Source organism: Isoptericola sp. NPDC055063 (assembly GCF_053608125.1).
On the sequence record NZ_JBSGUW010000009.1, the window covers coordinates 160,152 to 178,864 of the forward strand.

The window sequence follows — 18,713 nt, forward strand, 5'->3', positions numbered from 1 at the left end:
CCCCTTTTTTGGGTGGTTTCCCCCTTGTCTCCTCCCTCCGTTTGGGGGGGTTTTTTTTTCTCTTTTTTCCCACAAAAAAGCCGCCCCCACCCCCCCCCCCACAACACTCAGGTGGTCAGCAGTTCCTTGTAGAGCGGGGTCGTGTACCCGGGCGTGAAGGTGCTGCCCGCCAGGAGCGTGCCGAGCCGCTCCGCCTCGGCGGCGACCGCGGCCTCGCCGGCCGACCCGACGTCCTCGAGCAGCCGCCACGCGACCTCGCCGTCGGGCCGCACGATCCACAGCCCGACGATCCGCCCCTGCCACCACACCGTGGCGCCCGCGTTGCCGGCGCTGTCGAAGAGCTGGTCGCGGTGCGCGCCCAGGTACCAGTCGCGGGCGGTCCAGCCCATCGTGGTGGGGTCCAGGGTGGGTAGCAGCGCGGCATGACCGGCGACGACGTCGTCCAGGTCGAGGTCCGCGTCCAGGTCGGTGTCTCGCAGCATGACGCCGTCGGTGACGACGGCGTCCCCGCCCGGCACGCCGACCTCCACCTCGACGTCGCGCACGTCGAGGGCCGCGACGGCGCGCCGGGCCTGACCGAGGTTCCACCCCGTCCACCACCTGAGGTCGGCCACGGTGGCGGGACCGAACGCCTCCAGCCACGCCCGGGCGAGCTCGACGCGCGCCGCCTCCTCGTCCAGGTCGGGGATGCCGTCCGGGAACCAGTCGCTCATCGGCGACCACACGTGCCGCGGCGACGTCCACGCCCCGCGCGGCTCGCCCCGCACGACGGAACCCTCCGCGGAGAGCACCGACAGCAGCGGCGACGTCATGGTGCGGCGCACGTCCCAGGCCTTGTCCGTGGTGGGCAGGAAGGCGGTGCGCAGCAGCGGCGCCGCTCTCGAGAGCTCGGCGCCGTCGAGCGGGCCGGCGGCCAGGGCTGCGTGCACCTGCGCCTCGGCCGCCGCGAGCAGGGCCTCCGGGTCCTCGACCGCGGGGTCCGTGGGGAGCGTCGCCAGCTCCTTGAGCAGCCGCGTGCGCAGCCGGCGACCGACCGCCGCGGACGCGGCGGCGTGGATCACCGGCACGGTCTCGCGCGGCACCACGAACATGGTGCGGCGCATCCCCAGCACCTTGACGAGGCTGCGCCGCTCGAACAGCGCGTCGCGCACGTCGTCGAGCGTGACGCCCCGCGTCCGGGCGAGCACGGCGAGGTGCACGCTGGGCGTGTCCGTCGCGTGCAGCGCGACGAGCCTCCGGGTGACCTCCTCGGGCGTCGTCGCGGCCGGCCCGCCCGGCCCGTCGACACCGAGCGCGAGCTGCCGCACGACCAGGCGCCGCCGGCGCTGCTCCCCCGTGATCCGCACCCGCCCATCATGGGGCGCACCACCCACACGCGCGGCCGTGCCGGGCGCCAGGACCGTCCTAGCCCGTTCCCAGGCAACGCTCAGAGCCCGGTCGCACACTGAAGTCATGAGCGCACCCGAAGCACGTCTCGTCGTCGTGGACGACGAGCCCAACATCCGCGAGCTGCTGTCCACGTCCCTGCGTTTCGCCGGGTTCGAGGTCCACGCCGCCGGTGACGGGAACGGGGCGCTGCAGCTCGTCCGCGACGTCGAGCCCGACCTCGTCGTGCTCGACGTGATGCTGCCCGACATGGACGGCTTCACCGTGACCCGCCGCATGCGCTCCACCGGCCGGCACACCCCCGTGCTGTTCCTCACCGCCCGCGACGACACGCAGGACAAGGTGCAGGGGCTCACCGTCGGCGGGGACGACTACGTCACCAAGCCCTTCAGCCTGGAGGAGGTCGTGGCCCGCATCCGCGCCGTGCTGCGCCGCACCCACGCGGGCGAGCCCGAGGACGACGCCGTCCTGCGGGTCGGTGACCTGGAGCTCGACGAGGACTCGCACGAGGTGCGCCGCGCCGGCGTGGAGATCGACCTCTCCCCCACCGAGTTCAAGCTGCTGCGCTACCTCATGCTCAACGCCGGTCGCGTGCTGTCCAAGGCGCAGATCCTCGACCACGTGTGGCAGTACGACTGGGGCGGCGACGCCAACATCGTCGAGTCCTACATCTCCTACCTGCGCCGCAAGATCGACAACCTCACCGTCACCGGCCCCGACGGGGAGGACGCCAGCCTGCCTCCCCTCATCCACACCAAGCGGGGCGTGGGCTACCTGCTCCGGGCGCCGCAGGCGCGATGACGTCCCCCACCCCCGGCACGACGGCGGACGGCCGGGCCCTGCCCGCCGACCCGCGGTCGGCCCCGCCCGCACCCCCGTCCGACGGCGAGGCCGCCCCCGCCACGGGCGGCCCGACCGGTCGCGCGCACTGGTCGTGGGTCGAGCGCCTGCCGCTGCGCACGCGGCTCGTCGTGATCACCGTGCTGGTGCTGGCGGCAGGGCTGATCCTGTCCGCGGTCGTGACACGGACGGTCGTGTCCGGGTTCCTCGTCGACCAGGTCGACCAGCAGCTCAGGCAGTCGGCCACCGGCCTGGCCAAACTCACGCTGCAACAGTCCGACTCGCCCACGTCCGGTCCCCCGACCGACTACGTCGTCATCTTCCGCGACTCGACCGGCGAGATCAGCAGCGACCCGATCGGGTGGCCGCCGAACATCGAGAAGTACGGGACCCCCGAGATCCCGACCGAGACCTACGCCGAGGTCCGCGAACGACACGGCGAACCGTTCACGGTGGACGGAACCGGGGGCGACACACCCACCGACTGGCGCGTGGCACCCCTCACCTTCAGCGACGGTTCCACCAAGGGGTCCGCCTACGTCGCGCTGCCGCTGGCCGGCGTGCAGCAGACCGTCACCTACCTCACGCGCTCCTTGTTGTTCTCGGCGCTCGGCATCGTGCTGCTGGGCGGCGCGATCTCGTTCGTCCTGGTGCATCGCTCGCTGCGGCCGCTGCGGGAGATCGAGACGACTGCGGCATCCATCGCCGCGGGCGACCTGTCCCAGCGCGTCCCGGAGCGGCCGACGTCGACCGAGGTGGGCTCGTTGTCCGCGTCGCTGAACACGATGCTGGCCCAGATCGAGCGGGCGTTCTCCGCCCAGGAGGAGTCGGAGCGGCGCATGCGCCGGTTCGTCTCCGACGCCAGCCACGAGCTGCGCACGCCGCTCGCCACGGTCAAGGGCTACGGCGAGCTGTACCGGATGGGCGCGCTCGACACGCCCGCCAAGGTCGACGACACCATGGAGCGCATCGAGGACTCGGCGCGCCGCATGAGCACGCTGGTCAACGACCTCCTCGTCCTCGCCCGCCTCGACGAGGGCCGCCCGATGCGGCACGAGCCCGTGCACCTGGTGACCATGGCCCGCGACGCCGCTCAGGACCTGCACGCCCTGGATCCGACGCGCGAGGTCCACGTGACGGGGCTGGCCGCCGGGGCGGCCCCGCCGTCGGACGTCGTCGTGACCGGCGACGCCGACCGGCTGCGCCAGGTCCTCACCAACCTCGTGGGGAACGTGGCGCGACACACACCGGCCGGCTCCCCGGCCGAGGTCGCCGTGGGCCGGGCACCCGACGGCGCGGCCGTGCTCGAGGTGCGTGACCACGGCGCCGGCATCTCCCCGGAGCAGGCGAAGCGGGTGTTCGAGCGGTTCTACCGCGCCGACTCGTCGCGCAACCGCGAGTCCGGCGGGTCCGGGCTGGGCATGGCGATCGTCGCCGCGATCGTCGGCGCGCACCAGGGGCACGTCTCCGTGCGCGAGACCCCGGGCGGGGGGATGACGGTGCGAGTACTGCTCCCGGCGGCGGACGGCTACGATGGCGCGTCGTCCTCCTCCGCCTGAACGGGATACCGGTCCGGCGGAGCACGCCCGCGCTGCGGTGTCGCCGCCCGGTCGTAGTCTGACGAGGAGGACAGTCCGAGTCCCGCGACCGAAGGTCTGATAGCGATGGGCGTCATGAGCGCCGACGCGCCCCAGTGGTTCCTCTCCGCGTTCGTCCGTACCTGCCACGGGGCGGGTGCCACGGCCGACGAGGCGGAGATCCGAGCCGTCGGGGAGGACCTCCTCGAGCGGTGGTCCGCCCCGGACCGGCGCTTCCACAACCTCCGCCACCTGGCCGACGTCCTGCACCGCGTGGACGAGCTGTCCCAGGAGACCCACGAGCCCGACCTCGTCCGGCTCGCGGCCTGGTACCACGGCGCCGTCTTCGACGCGACGCGCAAGGTCGCCCAGGCGACTCAGGGCGGCGAGCAGACGACCGTCAGCGCGAACCTCGCGCGCACGCAGCTCACGGAGCTCGGCCTGCCGGCCGTCGCCGTCGCGCGCACCGCGCGGCTCGTCGACTCGATCGACCGCCACAAGCCGTTGCCCGACGACGTCGACTCCGCGGTGCTGAACGACGCCGACCTCGCGATGCTGGCGTCCGAGCCGCAGCGGTACAAGGAGTACATGGCGAACGTGCGGGCCGAGTACTCGCACATCCCGCTGCCGGACTACCTCGACGCCCGCATCCGCGTGCTGCAGAAGCTGCTGCAGCGCCCGTCCCTGTACCGCAGCCCGATGGGCGCGGCGTGGGAGGAGCCGGCGCGGCAGAACCTCGACGGCGAACTGCACCGCCTCCTCAAGGAGCGGCGCCTGCTGGAGGAGAAGCCCGCCTCCTGACCCCGGTTCTCCACAGGCCTGTGGAGGACGGCGGCCCGGCCTCCGCGCGCTCCGTAGCGTCGACCTCGGCATCCCCCAGGGGACACGGCGACGAAGGAGGACACGTGCGGTACGAGGTCGACAGCGAGCGGGTCGCGCAGGCGAGCGCGGCGGTGAACGGGTCCGTGGCGGCCATCCGCTCCGAGGTGGGGGCGATGATGCGGCACCTGCAGGACCTGCAGTCCAGCTGGCACGGCGGCGCGGCGACGCAGTTCGCCGGCGTCATGGGCCAGTGGCAGGCCACGCAGACCCAGGTGGAGGCGGCGCTCGACGCCGTGACGGCGGCCCTGTCGTCGGCGTCGCGCACCTACGCGGACGCCGAGGCCCAGGCCACCCGGCTCTTCTCCGCCCGCTGACCCGCCATGCACGACGACGCCCGACCACCCCGCGAGGGGTGGTCGGGCGTCGTCGTGCGTCGGCGCGTGGGCGCCGGCTCAGGCTGGCTGGATCAGAAGTCCATGCCGCCCATGCCGCCGTCGCCACCCGGGGCGGCCGCGGCCGGCTCCGGCTTGTCGGCCACGACGGCCTCGGTGGTGAGGAACAGCGCGGCGATCGACGCGGCGTTCTGCAGCGCGGAGCGCGTGACCTTGACCGGGTCGTTGACGCCGGCGGCCAGCAGGTCCTCGTACACGCCGGTCGCGGCGTTGAGGCCGTGACCCGAGGTGAGGTTGCGGACCTTCTCCGCCACGACGCCGCCCTCGAGGCCGGCGTTCACGGCGATCTGCTTGAGCGGGGCGTCGATCGCGGCACGCACGATCTGCGCACCGGTCGCCTCGTCGCCCTCGAGCTCCAGCTTCGGGAACGCGGCGGCACCGGCCTGGATCAGCGCGACGCCACCACCGGCGACGATGCCCTCCTCGACCGCGGCCTTGGCGTTGCGGACGGCGTCCTCGATGCGGTGCTTGCGCTCCTTGAGCTCCACCTCGGTGGCCGCGCCGGCCTTGATGACGGCCACGCCGCCGGCCAGCTTGGCGAGGCGCTCCTGGAGCTTCTCGCGGTCGTAGTCGGAGTCCGACTTCTCGATCTCGGAGCGGATCTGGTTGACGCGGCCCGAGATGAGCTCGGCGTCGCCCGCACCCTCGACGATCGTGGTCTCGTCCTTGGTGACGACGACCTTGCGCGCCTGGCCCAGCAGGTCGAGGGTCGCGTTCTCCAGCTTGAGGCCGACGGTCTCGGTGATGACCTGGCCGCCGGTGAGGATCGCGATGTCCTGCAGCATGGCCTTGCGGCGGTCGCCGAAGCCCGGGGCCTTGACGGCGACGGACTTGAAGGTGCCGCGGATCTTGTTCAGCACGAGGGTGGCCAGGGCCTCGCCCTCGACGTCCTCGGCGATGATGAGCAGCGAGCGACCGGCCTTCATGACCTGGTCGAGCACCGGCAGCATGTCCTTGACGTTCGAGATCTTCGACTCGACGATCAGGACGTACGGGTCCTCGAGGACGGCCTCCTGGCGCTCCGGGTCCGTCTCGAAGTAGCGGGCGAGGAAGCCCTTGTCGAAGCGCATGCCCTCGGTGAGCTCGAGCTCGAGGCCGAACGTGTTCGACTCCTCGACCGTGATCACGCCCTCCTTGCCCACCTTGTCGAGGGCCTCGGCGATGAGTTCGCCGATGGAGGCGTCGCCGGCCGAGATGGCGGCCGTGGCGGCGATCTGGTCCTTGGTCTCGATCTCGACCGCGGCGTTGAGCAGCTGCTCGGTGACGGCCTCGACGGCCTTCTCGATGCCGCGCTTGACGGCGATCGGGTTGGCGCCGGCGGCGACGACGCGCAGGCCCTCGCGCACGAGCGCCTGGGCGAGCACGGTGGCGGTGGTGGTGCCGTCACCCGCGACGTCGTCGGTCTTCTTGGCGACCTCCTTGACGAGCTCCGCGCCGATCTTCTCGTACGGGTCGTCGAGCTCGATCTCCTTGGCGATGGAGACACCGTCGTTGGTGATCGTGGGGGCGCCCCACTTCTTGTCCAGGACGACGTTGCGACCCTTGGGGCCGAGCGTGACCTTCACGGTGTCGGCGAGCTGGTTGAGCCCGCGCTCCATGCTCCGACGAGCTTCCTCGTCGAACGCGATGATCTTGGCCATGGGGACTGATCCTCCGCTGGTGGCTGAGTTGGCCGGACGGCGCCCGCGACGGACGACCCACCCCGCGGCGTTCAGGTCACGCACGCGCGGAGGGTCTCACCGAACGACCCGAATGCTTCACCCGCGGCCTGAGAGAAGGCCGCCCGAGGGGGCGGCTGTCACTCGACGACCGAGAGTGCTAACCCATTATTGGCACTCTCGGGTGGCGAGTGCAAGACGTTCGCCGAGGGCGTGCAACCGGGCGTGCAACCCTCCGGCACGACGAAGGCCGGCGCCTCGTCCGCGTCCCTGCGGTCGGTGGCGCCGGCCTTTCGTGCGGCGACCTGCGCGGGCGTCCGCCGCGCCGGCCTGCCCGCGAGGTCAGAGCGGGCGGACCTGCTCGGCCTGCGGGCCCTTCTGCCCCTGCCCGACCTCGAACTCGACGCTCTGACCCTCGTCCAGGCTGCGGTAGCCGTCGGTCTGGATGGCGCTGTAGTGGACGAACAGGTCCTGCCCGCCTGCGGTCGGGGTGATGAACCCGTACCCCTTCTCCGAGTTGAACCACTTGACGGTGCCCTGGGCCATGTCCTTCTCCTTGTGCTGCTCGGCCGCAGGGCAGGCACCCCGCGGTGAACGGGAGCCTAGTAGCGGCGGCCGAGACAAGGGAAGCACCGATGTCCGGAATGTCGACATCCGAGATGCCGACATTCCGGACGGCGCCGTCAGCCGACGGGGGTCTTGAGCACCACCCACACGGCCTCGGGGCTCGCGGAGACCTCGTCCGACTGCTGCACGTTCGCCGGGTCGACGCCGAGCGCCTCGGCGACCGCGCTGGCGGTGTCCGCGCGGTCCGCGCCGTACAGCACCGTGCTCTCGGTGTACTGCCCGGCCAACGTGTCCGGGACGTCCGCCGCGCCGACGTCGGTGAAGCCCTTGGCGGTGAGGGCGCTCTGCCCCGCAGCGGCCTGCCCGTCGCCGGCGCCGTCGTTGAACACGAGCATCGTGGCCGCGAGGTTCGCCGCCGCCGGGTCGCCCGGCAGCTCGGTGGCCGCGTCGGACTCGCCGTCCGCGGGGTCCTCCGAGGCGGGGTCCTCGCTCGCGTCGTCGGCGGGGGGCTCCTCGCTCCCGGCGTCCTTCGACTCGCTCGCCTTCGGCTCCTCGGCACCGGCCCCGGCGCTCTGCTCCGCCGCGGGCGGGGTCTTGGGGCCGCCGTCGGACAGGAACGACACGACGCCGACGGCGATGCCGGCGAAGATCACGGCGACCAGCAGGAACGGCCACACCGAGCTCCACCCGCTGCGCGGCTCGCGATGCACACCGACCGGAGTGCCCTCGGGCCCGCGGACGTCGAACTCGTCGGGCGGGTAGGAGTAATGGCTCTTGCTCACGGCGGACAGGGTAGCCGTTCCGGCCGCCCCGCCGTTCAGAGTGTTCTCAGCAATCCCCTGGCCTGCGACGCCACCGAGTCGAGCGGCGCGTCGTCAGCCCTGGCCGTCGGAGAGGCGCCGCGCCGAGCGGGCGCGCTGGCGCGTGGAGCGCATGCGCCGCAGCCGCTTGACGAGCATCGGGTCGTGCGCGAGGGCGGCGGGCGAGTCGATGAGGGCGTTCAGCACCTGGTAGTAGCGCGTGGCGGACAGCCCGAAGAGCTCGCGCACCGCCTGCTCCTTCGCCCCGGCGTACTTCCACCACTGCCGCTCGAAGGCGAGGATCTCGCGGTCGCGGTCGGTGAGGTCGCCCTCGGCCGACGTCGTGGCGGAGGTCGTGGAGGACCCGGCCGCCGTCGCGGGTGACGCCTCCGGGTCCGGTTGGACCTCCTGGACCAGGATCTCGCTCATGGCGTCCCAGTATGGCGCGTCCCCGCCCCTGACCCGACGACGTCGCCCCGCGCGCCGCGAACCCGCGACCTGTCAGGACCAGGACCATCGCAACGTGCGCCTGACCCTGACAGCCCCGGGCGGGAGCGGTCAGCGCGGGGTGCGCTAGCGTCGCCGCGTGGACACCCCGACGACGAGCAGCCCCGGCACGACGACGCAGCAGCGGCCGCCGCTCGACCAGGTCATGGCCCCCGACTGGGCGGCGGCGCTGGCCGACGTCGAGCCGCAGATCCACGCCATGGGCGACTTCCTGCGGGCCGAGGTCGCGGCCGGGCGCACGTACCTGCCCGAGGGGCCGAACATCTTCGCGGCGTTCTCCCGCCCGCTGGCCGACGTGCGCGTCCTCGTCGTCGGCCAGGACCCGTACCCGACGCCCGGGCACCCGATGGGCCTGTCCTTCTCGGTGCAGCCTCAGGTGCGGCCGGTACCCAAGTCGCTGGTGAACATCTACACGGAGCTCGCCGAGGACGTCGGGGTCCCCACGCCCTCGAACGGCGACCTGCGCCCCTGGGCCGACCAGGGCGTCATGCTGCTCAACCGCGTGCTCACGGTGCGGCCCGGCTCCCCGGCGTCGCACCGCGGCAAGGGCTGGGAGCAGGTCACCGAGGCCGCGATCAAGGCCCTCGTGGCGCGGGGCGGCCCCCTCGTCGCGATCCTGTGGGGGCGCGACGCCGCGTCGCTGAAGCCGTGGCTGGGCGACGTCCCCACCGTCGAGAGCGCGCACCCCAGCCCACTGTCCGCGTACCGCGGCTTCTTCGGGTCCAGGCCGTTCTCGCGGGTCAACGCGCTGCTCGAGGCTCAGGGCGGCGCGCCCGTGGACTGGCGTCTGGCCTGAGCAGCGCTCCACCGCACCGTCGCCCCGCGCCGTCGCCCCGAGCACCCGCCCCGCACGGAGGGGCACAATGGCGGACGTGACCACGCAGGCCCCCACCCCGAACCCTGACGGCACGACCCCCGGGACGAGCGCCCCCTCCGCACCCCACGCCTGGGCGCGGTACGTCGCGATCGGCGACTCGTTCACCGAGGGGCTGTGGGACCCCTACCCCTTCGACGACGGCTCCCCCGCCCCCGCCGGCACGGAGTCCGCGGCGAAGCAGCGCGGCTGGGCCGACCGCCTCGCCGACGCCCTCGCCGCGCGCCGCGACCCGGGCTCCTTCGAGTACGCGAACCTCGCGATCCGCGGCCGGCTGCTGCGGCACATCCTCGACGAGCAGGTGGACGTCGCCCTGGCGATGCAGCCGGACCTGGTCTCCTTCGTCGGCGGCGGGAACGACATCCTGCGCCCCCAGGCCGACGTCGACGTGCTCTCCGCCCGCCTGGAGCAGGGCGTCGCGGCGATCCGCGCGACGGGCGCCGACGTGCTGCTCGGCACGGGGTTCAAGGCCGGCGCCGGACTGAGCTGGACCCGCGGCCGCGTCGGCCAGTACAACGCGAACATCTGGACCATCGCGCGCAAGCACGGCGCGCACGTGCTGGACCTGTGGGGCCTCGACCCGCTGTTCGACCTGCGCATGTGGTCCGACGACCGCATCCACCTCACCCCGGAGGGCCACCGCCGGGTCGCCGACGCCGCGCTGGTCGGCCTCGGCCTCGCGCCCGACGACGCGGACTACGCCGCCCAGCTCGACCCGCTGCCGCCGCAGGCCTTCGTGGAGCGGGCGCGCGCCAACGCCCAGTGGGCGCGCACGCACGTCGTGCCGTGGGTCCAGCGCCGGATCCGGCACACGTCCAGCGGCGACGGCCGCTCCCCGAAGTGGGGCGAGCCCACGGCGTGGCCGCCGCGGGGGTGAGTGGAGCCGCCTGTCGGATTCGAACCGACGACCTTCCGTTTACAAGACGGGAGCTCTACCAGCTGAGCTAAGGCGGCGGGAGCGCGGCACAGCCTACCGGGAGGGGCAGGCCGTGCCGCGCGCCGGGTGTCAGCCCTTGGCGGCCGCGTCCACCGCGGTCTTCAGCGCGGACGGGTCGTTCCAGTTGGACACGACGGTGCCGTCGACCAGCACGTACGGGGTGCCGGTGAAGCCCTGGTCCTGCTGGATCTCCTTCGTCGCCGAGAACACGTACTGGCCGAAGGTCTCGCGCGCGGTGCCGTCCTCGATGGCCTTCGCGACGTCGGCGGGAACCTTCGCCTGCTCGGCGTACTGGGCGAGCTCCTCGTCCGAGAGGCCGGGCGTGTTCTCCGCCGGCTGGTTGGTGAAGAGCGCGGCGTGGAACGCCGGGAACGTCTCGGGCGCCTTGTCCGCGACGTAGGCCGCGGCGGAGGCGGCGCGCGTCGAGTACTCGGTGCCCTGCGACGCGCGGTCGAGGATCGAGATCGGGTGGTAGACGACGGTCGCGTCGCCGGCGGCGACCATCTCGTCGATGCCGGCCGCGTTCGTCTGCTCGAAGTCGCCGCAGATGGGGCACATGTAGTCGAGGTAGACCTGGATCTCCGGCACGTCGCCGTTGTCCGTGCCGGCCGCGCCGTCCTTGCCGACGGTGATGCCGCCGTCGGCCCGCGCCGTCGAGGGCATCGTGACGTCCGCCAGGGGGACGTCGTCGACGTTCTTCTTCGCGCCCTGCTGCAGGATCATCCACACGACGACGCCGAGCGCGACGAGCGCGACGGCGAGCACGGAGAGCGTGATGATCCGGTTGCGGCGGTCGCGCTGCTGCTCCTTCTCGCGCAGCGCGAGCGCCTCGGCGCGCGCCGCCTCGCGGCGGTCGGCCTTCGACATGTTCGGGTTCTTCGACATCGTGTCCTCGAGGTCCTCGGGGGATCGGGGCGACGGCGCGGCAGCGCCGGACGGGGCGAAGCCTACCTGCGCCACCTGGGCACCGACCGAGGACCGGCGCAGGTCAGCGTGCGGCCCGGGTCACAGCATCTCGGGCGTGCCGCTCAGGGGCCACCAGTCGATGGTCGGGCTCCCGACCGCGGGGGCGATCAGGAGCACGGTGACCGCCAGGCAGACCCCCACCAGCACCGCCGCCCCGACCTTCCCCGGCGCGACCCGGGCCAGGAGGGTGCGGCCGCCCTCGCGGGCGGTGCCGCCGGCGGGGCCGAACCAGGTGGCCAGGAGCGCGACGACCATCACCCCGGCGAGGACGCCGTTGAACACGATGGCCTCGTTCATGCCGCCCTGGGAGCGCGCCTCCAGGTCGCCGCGCGGCAGCACGATGAGGTGCCCCGCGCCGAACAGCCACCAGCCGGCCAGCAGGGTCAGCAGCCCGGCGCACGCGCCGACGAGCACGGCGGGGATCGCGCCGAGCACGCCCGTGAACGCGTGCCACGGGAACAGCAGGGTGCCGACCACGCCGTCGGAGCCGCGGACGCCCTTGTGCTCGCGGCGCCGGTGCAGCGCGTCGCCCGACGTCGCGACGGTGCGGCACAGCAGCACCAGCACGACGAGGGCGGCGAAGCCGACCAGAGGCCGGGTGGCGGCGAGCGCCACGAGCACGAGCCCGACGGCGAACGCGGAGCCCGAGCGCTTCGGGTGCACGGGCCGCACGTACGGGCCGGGCGGCTCGGGGGCGAGGGGCATCTCCTCGACCAGCTGGTCGTACCCCTTGTAGCGGACGTCACCGACGGGGATGGCGCGGGTGGCGCCGTCCTGCGCCTGCAGGCGGTCGCGCTCGAGGGCGGTCATCGTCTGGGTGGGGTCGTCCGGGTCGAGCTCCGCCGGCGCGACGGCGACCGCGCCGGTGGCTCCCGGCGGCGGGGGCGGCGGCGGGACCGCGGGGACGGCCCCGGTCGACGCGGGCGGGTACGAGGCGGGCGCCTGGACGGGTGCCTCGCCGGGCGCGACGGCCTGGGTGGGCAGGGACACGCGCTGGGTCTCGGCGCCCTGCACGATGCGCTGCGTGGCGTCCGGCCCGGCCCAGGGGTCGGGCGCGCCGTCCAGGGCGTCATCGAGGTCGCGCCGCAGCGCCTTCGCCACCTCGGTGGGCCCCCAGCGCAGGGCGGGGTCGGCCTGGAGCGCGCCGGCGAGCGCCCGCGCGGTACGGGCGGGCACGCCGACCAGGTCGGGCCGTCCCTCGCGAGAGCGGCGCAGCACCAGCTCGGTGGGCCGCACGCCGAAGGGCGAGCGGCCGGTCGCGGCGAACGCGAGGAGCGCGGCCCAGCTCCACCAGTCCGTCTCGGCGACGGGCGCGCCGCCGTCGAGCAGCTCCGGGGCGATGTAGCCGGGCGTGCCCATGACGAAGCCGGCGGACGTGGTCCGCGAGTCGCCCGGGCCCTGCGCGATGCCGAAGTCGATCAGCACCGGCCCCTGGGCGGTGATCATCACGTTGGACGGCTTGAGGTCCCGGTGCACGACGCCGGCGTCGTGCACGGCCTCGAGCGCGTCGGCGAGCTGGTCCGCCAGGGAGAAGACGTCGGCGGCGTCGAGCGGGCCGCGCTCGTCGACCTCCTCCTCGAGCGTCACGCCGTCCACCAGCTCGGTCACGACGAAGGCGTACGGGCCCTCGAGCTCGGCGTCCAGCACCTGCGCGACGGCGGGGTGGCGCAGCCGCTGCAGGGACGCCGCCTCGCGGCGCAGCCGCTCGCGGCCGGCCGGGTCGGCGTCGACGTGCGCGTGCAGCACCTTGAGCGCGACGGCGTTCCCGCCGCCGTCGACGGCCTCGTAGACCGCGCCCATCGCGCCGCTCCCGAGCGGCCGGACGACGGTGTACCCGCCGACCTCGGCGCCCTCGGCGAGACCGCCGTCACGCGCCCGTCGCACGGCGGGGGCGTCCGCCTGCGCGGCCGTCGACGGGCCCGGCACCGGGGTCCGCCCCGGGACCTGCATCTCGTCGACCTCACCCATGGGGCTCACCGTAGTCGTCCAGGCATGCCCGGGCGCGGCGTGCCGCGCGGGTCCCTGGCAGGTCCCGGGCGGGTTCCGGACAGGTTCCGGACGGGTTCCGGATGGGTCGGGGGCGCTCCCCGGGGTGGCGCGCCGGGGCGAGGCGAGAACCCTCTCGGTACCCTGTCCCCTGGGGGCGTTGTTCTACAGAGTGTTACCGAACTCGTGGAGAGAGGTCCGTTGACCGCCAAAGGATCGTCAAGCAGCCATCACCGGGACGGCGGGTACGACCTCGTCGTCGTCGCCAACCGGCTCCCCGTCGACTTCACCGTCGACGCCGACGGAGCGGTGGACTGGCACCGCTCGCCCGGAGGACTGGTCACCGCCCTCGAGCCCGTGATGCGGGAGGCGGACGGCGCCTGGGTGGGCTGGTCCGGCGCCCCCGACCTCGAGCACGATCCGTTCGAGGCCGACGGCATGCTGCTGGTGCCCGTGACCCTCAGCGCCCCGGAGATCGAGCGCTACTACGAGGGCTTCGCCAACGACACCCTCTGGCCGCTGTACCACGACGTCATCTCCCCGCCGACGTACCACCGGCAGTGGTGGGACGCGTACCGCCGGGTCAACCGCCGGTTCGCCGAGGCCGCCGCCGCCCAGGCCGCGCAGGGCGCCGTCGTGTGGGTGCACGACTACCAGCTCCAGCTGGTGCCGAAGATGCTCCGCGAGCTGCGGCCCGACCTGCGCATCGGCTTCTTCGACCACATCCCGTTCCCCGCGGTCGAGCTGTTCCAGCAGCTGCCGTGGCGCACGCAGATCGTCGAGGGGCTGCTGGGCGCCGACCTCATCGGGTTCCAGCGCGGCGGCGACGCGTCGAACTTCGTCCGGTCGGTGCGGCGGCTCACCAAGCACACCACCCGCGGCCCGATCATCACGGTGGCGGACGAGGACGGCGGGCCGGCGCGGCACGTGCGCGCTGCCGCGTTCCCGATCTCGATCGACTCCCACCACTTCGACGCGCTCGCCCGCGAGCCGGAGGTGCAGGCGCGGGCCAAGGAGATCCGCGCCGACCTGGGAAACCCGCAGGTCATGATGCTGGGCGTCGACCGCCTCGACTACACCAAGGGCATCCGGCACCGCATCAAGGCGTACGGGGAGCTGCTGCAGGACGGTCGCCTCGACGTCGAGCACGCGACGCTGGTGCAGGTGGCCAGCCCGAGCCGCGAGAACGTCGGCGCCTACCAGGAGCTGCGGGAGCACGTCGAGGTCCTCGTGGGCCGGATCAACGGCGAGTTCGGCGAGCTCGGGCACTCCGCCATCCACTACCTGCACCACAGCTACCCGCCCGCGGAGATGGCGGCGCTGTACCTGGCGGCCGACGTCATGCTCGTGACGTCCCTGCGCGACGGCATGAACCTCGTGGCGAAGGAGTACATCGCGGCGCGCTCCGACGAGCAGGGCGTGCTGGTGCTCAGCGAGTTCACGGGCGCCGCCGACGAGCTGGCCCCCGGCCCGCTCCTGGTCAACCCGCACGACATCGACGGCATGAAGGACACCATCGTCGCGGCGGCGCACATGCCCCCGCGCGAGCAGCGTCGCCGCATGCGGCGGCTGCGTCGCAAGGTGATGGCCGACGACGTCGCCAAGTGGTCCCAGACCTTCCTCGGCGTGCTCAGCGCCACGCCGCCCCGGAGCAACCACGGGTGAACGAGCCACGGACGGACGAGCCACGGACGGACGGGGCATCGGTGACCGACCCGCACGACGACGCCCTCGCCGCGACGCTCGCGTTCGCGGGCCCGCCGGACCTGGCCACGCCCCGCTGTGCGCGGCTGGTCGCGCTGGACTTCGACGGGACGCTGGCGCCGCTGGTGGACGACCCGTCCGCCTCGGCCATGACGCCCGCCGCGCGGGCCGCGGTGGACCGGCTCGCCGGCATCGCGGCCCGGACGGTGGCAGGGGCCGGCGACGAGCTGCACCTCGCGCTGGTCTCCGGCCGCAACCTCACAGACCTGGCCGCCCGGTCGGGGGCGCCCGCGGGCACCTACCTGGTGGGCAGCCACGGCGCGGAGACCGGCCGGGTCACCGCGCACGGCGTCGACGCGGTGCCGCTCCAGCTCACGGCCGAGCAGGAGCATGCCCTCGAGCGGCTGCGCGAGGGCCTGCAGGACGCCGTCGACGGCCGGCGCGGCGCCTGGGTGCAGGACAAGCCCAGTGCCGCCGTCCTGCACACCCGGCTGAGCGACCCGGACGACGCCCGCGCCGCAGTCGCCGACGCCGACGCGGTGGCCGAGCGGCTCGGCCTGCACGCGATGCACGGCAAGGACGTCGTCGAGATCGCCGTCGTGCGCACCTCCAAGGGGATCGCCGTCGACCGGCTGCGCGAGCAGCTGGAGGAGGCCGACGACGTCCGCGCGCTGGTCCTCTACGCCGGCGACGACACCACGGACGAGGCCGCGTTCGCCGTGCTCGGGCCGGACGACCTCGGCGTCAAGGTGGGCCCCGGGCCCACCGTCGCCGGGCACCGCGTGGCGGACGCGGACGCGCTGGCGGCGCTCCTCCAGCGCCTCGCCGACGCCCTCGACGGCTGACCACCGGGGGGCCCGCGGGTCGCTGACCTGGGACGTGTCAAAGGTCACGTCCGGGGCATGTACGATCATCGCGGCGCACCGGGATCCGGCCCTCCGGGCAGGGGCTCGCGCGCTCGACAACAGAATGTGTCACCGCCGACACGCCTTTCGTGAAAGCGCAACGGCACCCACCCACAACGGATCGTCCGGCACGTACCTGCCGGTGGAGAGGGAAGCAACATGGCTACGGTCACTTTCGACCACGCGACGCGCGTCTACCCGGGCACCGAGCGCCCGGCCGTCGACCAGCTCAACCTGCACGTCGAGGACGGCGAGTTCCTCGTCCTCGTCGGCCCGTCGGGCTGCGGCAAGTCCACCTCGCTGCGCATGCTCGCCGGCCTGGAGGACGTCAACGGTGGCAGCATCCTCATCGGCGACCGCGACGTCACGGACGTCCAGCCGAAGGACCGGGACATCGCGATGGTGTTCCAGAACTACGCGCTCTACCCCCACATGTCCGTCGCGGACAACATGGGCTTCGCGCTGAAGATCGCCGGCACCCCCAAGGCCGAGATCCGCCAGCGCGTCGAGGAGGCCGCGAAGATCCTCGACCTCACCGAGTACCTGGACCGCAAGCCGAAGGCGCTCTCCGGCGGTCAGCGCCAGCGTGTCGCCATGGGCCGCGCGATCGTGCGCCAGCCGCAGGTGTTCCTCATGGACGAGCCGCTGTCGAACCTCGACGCCAAGCTCCGCGTCCAGACCCGTACGCAGATCGCGTCGCTCCAGCGCCGCCTCGGCGTCACCACGGTGTACGTCACCCACGACCAGACCGAGGCCCTCACCATGGGCGACCGCATCGCGGTCCTCAAGAGCGGTCTGCTGCAGCAGGTCGGCACGCCGCGCGAGATGTACGACACCCCGGCCAACGTCTTCGTCGCGGGCTTCATCGGCTCGCCGGCGATGAACATCGCCACCTTCAAGGTCGACGAGGGCGTCGCGCACGTCGGCCCCGCCCGCGTGCCCCTGGAGCGCGAGGTCGTGGCGCAGCTCACCGAGGCCGACGGCGGCAAGGTCACCATCGGCTTCCGCCCGGAGTCGCTCGACATCGTCTCCGAGTCCGACAGCAACGCGATCCCCGTCCTCGTCAACCTCGTCGAGGAGCTCGGTTCCGACGCGTTCGTCTACGGCACCCTCGTCGGTGAGTTCGCCGAGGACGCCGAGGTCCGCTCGGGTGCCGGCGAGAACCAGGTGATCGTGCGCATCGACCCGCGCGACGTCCCGATGAAGGGCGACACGATCCACGTCGCCATCAAGCCGGGCAAGGCGCACGTCTTCTCGGCCGCCACGGGCAACCGCCTGGGCTGATCGCGTCAGGTCGAGGGCGGGTCCGGCTGCTGCCGGGCCCGCCCTTCGTCTACGCTGACATGCGCTCGTCGCCGCGGCGGGCGCTCGCGAGGTGGGGATGAGCGTGGAGACCGAACAGCTGCAGATCACGTCGGCGACGCCGGACTCCGCGCTGCTCGACCTGCCGTGGCGCACCCCCCTGGCCGACTGGCCCGCGGACGTCCTCGCCGCGCTCCCCCGCGGCATCTCGCGGCACGTCGTGCGGTTCGTCCGCCTCGACGGGCGCGTGCTCGCCATCAAGGAGATCAGCGAGGCCGTCGCGTTCCGCGAGTACGAGCTGCTGCGCCAGCTGCGCAAGCTCGAGATCCCGTCGGTGCGGCCGGTGGGCGTCGTCACCGGCCGGCTCGACGACGCCGGGGAACCGCTCGAGGCGGCGCTCGTCACCGAGCACCTGGCGTTCTCCCTGCCCTACCGCGCGGTGTTCAGCCAGGCGCTGCGCCCCGACACCGCGTCGCGCCTCATCGACGCGCTCGCCGTCCTGCTCGTGCGCGTGCACCTCGTGGGCTTCTACTGGGGCGACGTGTCGCTGTCGAACACGCTGTTCCGGCGCGACGCCCACCAGTTCGCCGCCTACCTGGTCGACGCCGAGACGGGCGCCCTGCACCGCGAGCTGTCCCGCGGCCAGCGGGAGTACGACCTCGACCTCGCGCGCACCAACATCATCGGCGAGCTCATGGACCTCGCAGCGGGCGAGCTGCTCGACGACGAGGTGGACGAGGTCGCCATCGGCGACGCCCTCGTGGCCCGGTACGCCGAGCTGTGGGAGGCCCTCACCGGCGTGGAGTCGTTCGGCGCCGACGAGCGCTGGCGCGTCGCGGCCCGCATCGATCGGCTCAACGACCTCGGCTTCGACGTGGGCGAGCTGTCCATCACCACCGACATCGACGGCACCACCGTGCGCATCCAGCCGCAGGTGGTCGACGCCGGGCACCACTCGCGCCGCCTGTTCCGCCTCACCGGCCTCGACGTGCAGGACAACCAGGCCCGGCGGCTGCTCAACGACCTCGACTCCTACGTGGCGGCCAGCGACCGCCAGGAGGACGACCCGCAGATGGTCGCGCACGACTGGTCGCAGAACGTGTTCCAGCCGACCATCCGCGCCGTCCCCCGCGAGCTGCGGCGCAAGCTGGAGCCCGCCCAGCTGTTCCACGAGATCCTCGACCACCGCTGGTTCATCTCGGAGCAGGCCGGGCGAGACGTCCCCATGCCGGAGGCCACGGCGTCCTACGTCGAGAACGTGCTGCGCCACCGTCCCGACGAGAAGGCCATCCTCGGCGTCCCGCCGGGCGAGCAGGACGCCGACGTCGACACCGGCCCCGAGGGCGCCCCCGAGGACGACCACTTCCACCTGTCGACCTGACCCGCCCAGGACCGGATCGCGCGAGGTAGTCCCGATCTCGTCAGCGCGT

Annotated in this window: 17 protein-coding genes and 1 tRNA gene; 10 read left to right on the forward strand and 8 right to left on the reverse strand. The window is 73.2% G+C overall.

Annotation, left to right across the window (positions count from 1 at the left end; translation table 11 throughout):
- Positions 1 to 107: 107 nt before the first annotated feature.
- Entirely contained in the window at positions 108 to 1,346 is a 1,239-nt protein-coding gene (locus ACWF41_RS12800; RefSeq protein ID WP_380326629.1) for a winged helix DNA-binding domain-containing protein, read from the reverse strand.
- A 106-nt stretch (positions 1,347 to 1,452) separates the two neighbouring features.
- Here ACWF41_RS12800 and ACWF41_RS12805 point away from each other — a divergent pair, with 106 nt between their 5' ends.
- The 4 genes from ACWF41_RS12805 (at position 1,453) to ACWF41_RS12820 (ending at position 4,999) form a co-directional block, all read left to right on the forward strand.
- Entirely contained in the window at positions 1,453 to 2,187 is a 735-nt protein-coding gene (locus tag ACWF41_RS12805; RefSeq protein WP_380326632.1) for a response regulator transcription factor, read from the forward strand.
- Complete coding sequence (locus ACWF41_RS12810) at positions 2,184 to 3,785, forward strand: sensor histidine kinase (protein WP_380326635.1); 1,602 nt, start codon at positions 2,184 to 2,186, stop codon at positions 3,783 to 3,785. Before ACWF41_RS12805 ends, ACWF41_RS12810 begins: the two co-directional genes overlap by 4 nt.
- A 114-nt stretch (positions 3,786 to 3,899) precedes the next feature.
- Positions 3,900 to 4,604, forward strand: coding sequence for an HD domain-containing protein (locus ACWF41_RS12815; RefSeq protein WP_380347082.1), 705 nt, complete (start codon positions 3,900 to 3,902; stop codon positions 4,602 to 4,604).
- A gap of 104 nt (positions 4,605 to 4,708) precedes the next feature.
- Positions 4,709 to 4,999, forward strand: coding sequence for a WXG100 family type VII secretion target (locus ACWF41_RS12820; RefSeq protein ID WP_380326641.1), 291 nt, complete (start codon positions 4,709 to 4,711; stop codon positions 4,997 to 4,999).
- A gap of 92 nt (positions 5,000 to 5,091) precedes the next feature.
- Here the strand turns inward: ACWF41_RS12820 and groL are convergent, their stop codons facing one another.
- From groL to ACWF41_RS12840, 4 genes are all read right to left on the reverse strand, one after another.
- Complete coding sequence (groL, locus tag ACWF41_RS12825) at positions 5,092 to 6,717, reverse strand: chaperonin GroEL (protein ID WP_380320748.1); 1,626 nt, start codon at positions 6,715 to 6,717, stop codon at positions 5,092 to 5,094.
- Positions 6,718 to 7,077: 360 nt separating this feature from the next.
- Positions 7,078 to 7,281, reverse strand: coding sequence for a cold-shock protein (locus ACWF41_RS12830; RefSeq protein ID WP_380320745.1), 204 nt, complete (start codon positions 7,279 to 7,281; stop codon positions 7,078 to 7,080).
- 137 nt (positions 7,282 to 7,418) lie between these two features.
- Entirely contained in the window at positions 7,419 to 8,084 is a 666-nt protein-coding gene (locus tag ACWF41_RS12835; RefSeq protein WP_380320742.1) for a LytR C-terminal domain-containing protein, read from the reverse strand.
- Between the two features lie 93 nt (positions 8,085 to 8,177).
- The gene (locus tag ACWF41_RS12840; protein WP_380320739.1) at positions 8,178 to 8,531 is read right to left on the reverse strand and encodes a DUF3263 domain-containing protein; all 354 of its coding nucleotides are present in this window, start codon (positions 8,529 to 8,531) and stop codon (positions 8,178 to 8,180) included.
- Positions 8,532 to 8,754: 223 nt separating this feature from the next.
- Here ACWF41_RS12840 and ACWF41_RS12845 point away from each other — a divergent pair, with 223 nt between their 5' ends.
- Entirely contained in the window at positions 8,755 to 9,405 is a 651-nt protein-coding gene (locus ACWF41_RS12845) for a uracil-DNA glycosylase (RefSeq protein WP_380320751.1), read from the forward strand.
- Between the two features lie 67 nt (positions 9,406 to 9,472).
- Complete coding sequence (locus ACWF41_RS12850; RefSeq protein ID WP_380320736.1) at positions 9,473 to 10,360, forward strand: SGNH/GDSL hydrolase family protein; 888 nt, start codon at positions 9,473 to 9,475, stop codon at positions 10,358 to 10,360.
- Between the two features lies 1 nt (position 10,361).
- Here the strand turns inward: ACWF41_RS12850 and ACWF41_RS12855 are convergent.
- The 3 genes from ACWF41_RS12855 to ACWF41_RS12865 form a co-directional block, all read right to left on the reverse strand.
- A tRNA-Thr gene (locus ACWF41_RS12855) sits at positions 10,362 to 10,437 on the reverse strand.
- A 52-nt stretch (positions 10,438 to 10,489) separates the two neighbouring features.
- Complete coding sequence (locus tag ACWF41_RS12860; protein ID WP_380320733.1) at positions 10,490 to 11,380, reverse strand: DsbA family protein; 891 nt, start codon at positions 11,378 to 11,380, stop codon at positions 10,490 to 10,492.
- 45 nt (positions 11,381 to 11,425) lie between these two features.
- Complete coding sequence (locus ACWF41_RS12865; protein ID WP_380320730.1) at positions 11,426 to 13,354, reverse strand: serine/threonine-protein kinase; 1,929 nt, start codon at positions 13,352 to 13,354, stop codon at positions 11,426 to 11,428.
- Positions 13,355 to 13,573: 219 nt separating this feature from the next.
- Here ACWF41_RS12865 and ACWF41_RS12870 point away from each other — a divergent pair, with 219 nt between their 5' ends.
- The 4 genes from ACWF41_RS12870 (at position 13,574) to ACWF41_RS12885 (ending at position 18,664) form a co-directional block, all read left to right on the forward strand.
- Positions 13,574 to 15,037, forward strand: a complete 1,464-nt coding sequence (locus tag ACWF41_RS12870) for an alpha,alpha-trehalose-phosphate synthase (UDP-forming) (RefSeq protein WP_380320727.1) — start codon at positions 13,574 to 13,576, stop codon at positions 15,035 to 15,037.
- Positions 15,038 to 15,078: 41 nt separating this feature from the next.
- A complete protein-coding gene (otsB, locus tag ACWF41_RS12875; protein WP_380320724.1) occupies positions 15,079 to 15,921 on the forward strand; it encodes a trehalose-phosphatase in 843 nt (280 codons plus the stop codon).
- Between the two features lie 219 nt (positions 15,922 to 16,140).
- Complete coding sequence (locus tag ACWF41_RS12880; protein ID WP_380320719.1) at positions 16,141 to 17,265, forward strand: ABC transporter ATP-binding protein; 1,125 nt, start codon at positions 16,141 to 16,143, stop codon at positions 17,263 to 17,265.
- Positions 17,266 to 17,362: 97 nt separating this feature from the next.
- Positions 17,363 to 18,664 (forward strand): DUF4032 domain-containing protein, encoded by a 1,302-nt coding sequence (locus ACWF41_RS12885; RefSeq protein WP_380320716.1) that lies wholly within the window; start codon positions 17,363 to 17,365, stop codon positions 18,662 to 18,664.
- Positions 18,665 to 18,713: the final 49 nt, after the last annotated feature.

Excerpts from the sequence above, each read along its gene's own strand:
- ACWF41_RS12850 (WP_380320736.1), top strand. The coding sequence starts at position 9,473 with ATGGCGGACGTGACCACGCAGGCCCCCACCCCGAACCCTGACGGCACG.
- ACWF41_RS12830 (WP_380320745.1), bottom strand. The coding sequence starts at position 7,281 with ATGGCCCAGGGCACCGTCAAGTGGTTCAACTCGGAGAAGGGGTACGGG.
- groL (WP_380320748.1), bottom strand. The coding sequence starts at position 6,717 with ATGGCCAAGATCATCGCGTTCGACGAGGAAGCTCGTCGGAGCATGGAG.
- ACWF41_RS12810 (WP_380326635.1), top strand. The coding sequence starts at position 2,184 with ATGACGTCCCCCACCCCCGGCACGACGGCGGACGGCCGGGCCCTGCCC.
- ACWF41_RS12840 (WP_380320739.1), bottom strand. The coding sequence starts at position 8,531 with ATGAGCGAGATCCTGGTCCAGGAGGTCCAACCGGACCCGGAGGCGTCA.
- ACWF41_RS12805 (WP_380326632.1), top strand. The coding sequence starts at position 1,453 with ATGAGCGCACCCGAAGCACGTCTCGTCGTCGTGGACGACGAGCCCAAC.
- ACWF41_RS12815 (WP_380347082.1), top strand. The coding sequence starts at position 3,900 with ATGAGCGCCGACGCGCCCCAGTGGTTCCTCTCCGCGTTCGTCCGTACC.
- ACWF41_RS12865 (WP_380320730.1), bottom strand. The coding sequence starts at position 13,354 with ATGGGTGAGGTCGACGAGATGCAGGTCCCGGGGCGGACCCCGGTGCCG.
- ACWF41_RS12845 (WP_380320751.1), top strand. The coding sequence starts at position 8,755 with ATGGCCCCCGACTGGGCGGCGGCGCTGGCCGACGTCGAGCCGCAGATC.
- ACWF41_RS12885 (WP_380320716.1), top strand. The coding sequence starts at position 17,363 with ATGAGCGTGGAGACCGAACAGCTGCAGATCACGTCGGCGACGCCGGAC.
- ACWF41_RS12880 (WP_380320719.1), top strand. The coding sequence starts at position 16,141 with ATGGCTACGGTCACTTTCGACCACGCGACGCGCGTCTACCCGGGCACC.